This window comes from Hyalangium sp., assembly GCF_035629615.1.
In the GTDB taxonomy this organism is placed as follows: domain Bacteria; phylum Myxococcota; class Myxococcia; order Myxococcales; family Myxococcaceae; genus Hyalangium.
Genome location: NZ_DASPHO010000451.1, coordinates 1 through 4487 on the forward strand (window position 1 = coordinate 1; position 4487 = coordinate 4487).

The following is a 4487-nucleotide window of genomic DNA, read 5'->3' on the forward strand; positions in this document are numbered from 1 at the left end:
GGAAGCGCGCTCACTCTCTCAGGACGCACCTGGTCATTGCCCGAGACCTGGGCCCGTGCTAAGCGCGCGACCGCCATGGTGAACGTCTCCATTGCCCGCCGCTACGCCCGAGCGCTCCTCGACGTCGCCGCCGAGGCCAACCGCACCGACTCTGTTGCTGAGCAGCTCGCCGCCTTCGTAAAGGCCTTCGAGCAGAGCAGCGAGCTGTCGGACGTGCTCCTCAACCCCGCCTACTCCCGCAGCCAGCGCAACCAGGTGGTGGACTCGCTGATCAAGGTGGTGGGCGGAGTGGAGCCCACGCTGGCCAACACCCTGCGCCTGCTGGTGGACCGCAACCGCCTCATCTACCTGTCGGACATTGCCCGTGTGTACCGGGACATGGCCGATGCCCGCGCCGGCCGCGTGCGGGGCCACGTCACCAGCGCGACGAAGCTCACTCCGGATGCCCTGGAGCAGCTGCGCAAGAACCTCCAGCAGCTCACCCAGCGCGACGTCATCCTCGAGTCTCACGAGGACCCCAGCCTCCTGGGAGGTGTGTCGGCGCAGGTAGGCAGCGTCCTGTTCGACGGCAGTGTCCGCACCCAGCTCGAGCAGCTGCGACGCGAGCTCAAGCAGCACTAGGCTCCGCCCGCGAGGAAATTTCTCGCGCCAGCACCCTACGCGTCAGGTTCTCCCGGGCCTCCGGGCAGCCCGCAAGCCCGGCATTTCCTGCAGGTCCCGAGACAGGCTATACTGAGCAGCGGCCCTTGGACTGAAGTCCGCGATTCCAGGCCAACCTGCTCATGGCGCAGCCTGCTCTTCCGCTCAATTCAGCTGGCGCACTGGCCGTGGCCGTGCCGGAAGAGGCCAGGCCCTTCGTCCTCGCGCTGCTCAACGCACCAGGTTGGGCGGTGGCCTTCCTGGATCGGGAGCTGCGCCTGCGGTGGGCGAACGACACGCTGGTGGGGCTGACGGGGGAACCCCTCTCGTTCCAGCTGGGCCGCTCCCTCGCGGAGCTGTGGCCGGGGCTTGCGCCTTCGCTGGCGCCCCTGTGTGCGCGCGCGTTGGCGGGAGAGGCCATCCAAGGTGCGGCGGTGACGGGCGCACCCGGCCTGACCAAGAGTGGGGAGAAGCTCCACCTGCGGATCAGCCTGCTGCCAGCGGTGTCCGGCGGGGCGCTGGCCGGGCTCACCCTGCTGCTCCAGGACGAGACGGAGCGGATGCGCGAGGAGGAGCTCCTGCGCGAGTCCGAGCTCCGGCTGAAGACGCTGCTGGACCTCTCCTGCGACGGGTACCTCCTCTTGGACAAGGGCACGGTGCTGGAGGCCAGCCGCGGGAGCTACTCGCTGCTGGGGTGCAGCCCGACGGAGCTGGTGGGGCAGCCGCTGGCCCGGTTCCTGGCCCCGGAGTTCCGCAAGTCGGCGCAGGACTCCATCAAGGAGCAGGACATGCCGTACGAGCTGATCGCCATGCGCTACGGCGACCAGCGCGTTCCCCTCCAGGCGCTCGGGCGAGAAGTCACCTTCCGAGGCAAGCCGGCCTGCCTGGTGGCGCTGTGGGACATTACAGGGAAGAAAGCGGCCGAGGAGGCCGTGACCCGCGCCGAGTACCTTCGGGAGCAGTTCCTGGGTGTCGTGGGGCATGACCTCCGCACTCCGCTGAACACGCTCCAGCTCGGCATCTCGGCCCTCCAGCTCGATGGGAAGCTGGAGGAGAACCAGATGCGCCAGCTGACGATCATGGGTCGCGCGGCGCGGCGCATGGAGCGGATGATCCACGATCTGCTGGACTTCACCCGGGCCCGCCTGGCGGGTGGCATCCCGGTGACACCCTCGTCCATGGTCATGGGGTTCGTCATCGAGCGGGTGATGGAAGAGTACCGGCTGGCCCACCCGGAGCACCCCATCGTCCCTTCGACCGAGGGCGACCTGGCGGGCCATTGGGACGAGGCTCGGCTGGCACAGCTGCTGGACAACCTGCTGCAGAACGCACTGCGGCACAGCCTCAAGGACATCCCCATCCGCCTGAGCGTGAAGGGCGAGGCGTCAGGCGTCACGCTGACTGTCCTCAACAAGGGCCCGCTGCTCCCCCCAGAGGAGCGCGAGGCCATCTTCGAGCCGTTCCGGCGGGGCAAGCGGCCCGCCGGCGAGGGGCTGGGGTTGGGCCTCTACATCGCCAAGCAGATCGCCGAGGCCCATGGCGGGCGCATCAGCGTGGAGTCCAGCGCCGAGCACGGCACCAGCTTCAAGGTCTGGCTGCCCCGGTGGGCCTCCTCTGCTCGCTGAGCGGCTCCCCTGGGGGCCCCGCACTTACTGGCCCGATTAATTCAAGCTCAGTCGCGTCCCCATGGCCGATCGCGTTGCGGTGCTGGGAGGTGCATGGTAAGGGGTGCCCGCTTTGGCTCCGTGGCGGCCCGTGCGCCGCCCCACTCCGAGGACTCAAGACGCCCATGGAAATCCGCGCCGACGAGATCAGCAGAATCATCCGGGAACAGATCAAGGACTACGGCAAGAAGGTCACCGTCGCCGAGACCGGTACCGTGCTCTCCGTAGGCGACGGCATTGCCCGCATCTACGGCCTGGAGGGCGTGCAGGCCGGCGAGCTGGTGGAGTTCAGCAACGGGGTGCGAGGCCTGGTGCTCAACCTCGAGGAGGACAACGTCGGTGTGGCCATCATGGGTGAGTTCCGGGACATCCGTGAGGGCGACACCTGCAAGCGCACCTCGCAGATCGCCTCCGTGCCGGTGGGCAAGGGCCTGCTGGGCCGCGTGGTGAACGCGCTCGGCGAGCCGGTGGACGGCAAGGGCCCCATCCAGGCCACGGAGATCCGCCGCCTGGAGGTGAAGGCCCCCGGCATCGTGAAGCGCAAGAGCGTGCACGAGCCGCTGCAGACGGGCCTCAAGGCGCTGGATGCGCTGGTGCCGATCGGCCGCGGGCAGCGCGAGCTCATCATCGGTGACCGGCAGACGGGCAAGACGGCCGTCGCCCTCGACACGATCCTCAACCAGAAGGGCCAGAACGTCTATTGCATCTACGTGGCCATCGGGCAGAAGCAGTCCACGGTGGCGCAGGTGGTGGACAAGCTCTCCAAGTTCGGCGCCATGGAGTACACCACGGTGGTGGCGGCCAACGCGTCCGACCCGGCGCCCATGCAGTTCTTCGCGCCGTACACGGGCGTGACGATGGGCGAGTACTTCCGCGACAACAAGATGCACGCGCTCATCATCTACGACGACCTGTCCAAGCAGGCCGTGGCCTACCGCCAGCTGTCGCTGCTGCTGCGCCGGCCCCCGGGGCGCGAGGCCTACCCGGGCGACGTGTTCTACATCCACAGCCGCCTGCTGGAGCGCGCCGCGAAGCTGTCGGACGCGGAGGGCGCGGGCTCCCTCACCGCGCTGCCCATCATCGAGACGCAGGCCGGTGACGTGTCCGCCTATATCCCGACGAACGTGATCTCCATCACCGACGGGCAGATCTTCCTGGAGACGGACCTGTTCTTCTCTGGCGTGCGCCCGGCGATCAACGTGGGTCTCTCGGTGTCTCGCGTGGGCTCGGCGGCGCAGATCAAGGCCATGAAGCAGGTGGCTGGATCCATGAAGCTGGAGCTGGCGCAGTACCGCGAGCTGGCGGCGTTCGCGCAGTTCGGCTCGGACCTGGACAAGGCCACGCAGGAGACGCTGGCGCGTGGCGCCCGCCTGGTGGAGCTGCTCAAGCAGGGCCAGTACGAGCCGATGCCGGTAGAGAAGCAGGTGATGCAGATCTACGCGGCGACGGACAAGAGCGACCCGAACAAGCGCGGGTGGATCCGCCTCGTGCCGGTGTCGGACGTGCCGCGCTGGATGAAGGAGTTCATGGAGTTCATGGACGGCAAGCACCCGCAGGTGGCCAAGGACATCTCCACCAAGCGTGAGCTCACCGCGGACATCAAGGCGGCGCTGGCCAAGGGCATCGGCGAGTTCAACGAGGTGTTCCAGGCGACGCCGGGCGCCAAGGCGTAGTCGCCGCGGCTCCAGGCTGAAGTGTCCGAGGCCCCGCGCTCCCTCTCTGGGAGGCGGGGCTTCGTGCGTCCTACCTCTCGGACTTCTGGGCGGCCTTCTTGGGCTCCCACTTGCGCGTGGACTCACCCACGGCCTCCTCGGGCCACTCCATGCCTCGGGGCGCGATGATGGCGCCGGCCTCTGCGGGCGGCAGGTCCGGCAGCGCGGCGGGCTCGAGCGCTCCGGGTGCGAAGGAGATGAACTGTGCCTCGAACTCGCGGATGCGGCCGGTGGCGAGCCTGCGCTCCACGGGGCTCGACAGGATGACGGCGTCCGCGCCGGCCTGGCACACCGTCTCGCTCAGCAGGTGCTTGCGGCCGCTCGCTGCCAGCCACTCGTTTCCTGTGAGGCTCAGCGTCCCGATGACTTCGTACTCCTGCGAAGGCTCGCGCTGCTCGTAGACCTCGAACTGGCAGTCAGGCGGCTTGGCAGGGCGCTCGGTGAAGAGGCGAATGTCACCGAGCTGTCCCGA

At 68.4% G+C, this 4487-nt stretch carries 4 protein-coding genes; 3 read left to right on the top strand and 1 reads right to left on the bottom strand.

The features are described 5' to 3' along the window. The first annotated feature begins 75 nt into the window (after nucleotides 1–75). The 3 genes from atpH to atpA all read left to right on the top strand — a co-directional run bounded on the left by atpH (nucleotide 76) and on the right by atpA (nucleotide 3976). Nucleotides 76–621, top strand: a complete 546-nt coding sequence (atpH, locus tag VD972_RS23160) for an ATP synthase F1 subunit delta (RefSeq protein ID WP_324990473.1) — start codon at nucleotides 76–78, stop codon at nucleotides 619–621. A gap of 206 nt (nucleotides 622–827) precedes the next feature. Further along, nucleotides 828–2264 (top strand): PAS domain-containing sensor histidine kinase, encoded by a 1437-nt coding sequence (locus VD972_RS23165; protein WP_324990467.1) that lies wholly within the window; start codon nucleotides 828–830, stop codon nucleotides 2262–2264. Between the two features lie 164 nt (nucleotides 2265–2428). Further along, nucleotides 2429–3976: a F0F1 ATP synthase subunit alpha gene (gene atpA, locus VD972_RS23170; protein ID WP_324990469.1), complete on the top strand. Its 1548-nt coding sequence runs from the start codon at nucleotides 2429–2431 to the stop codon at nucleotides 3974–3976. A gap of 70 nt (nucleotides 3977–4046) precedes the next feature. Here atpA and VD972_RS23175 read toward each other — a convergent pair. Then, the coding region (locus VD972_RS23175) for a hypothetical protein (RefSeq protein WP_324990471.1) at nucleotides 4047–4487 on the bottom strand (441 nt) is incomplete at its 5' end.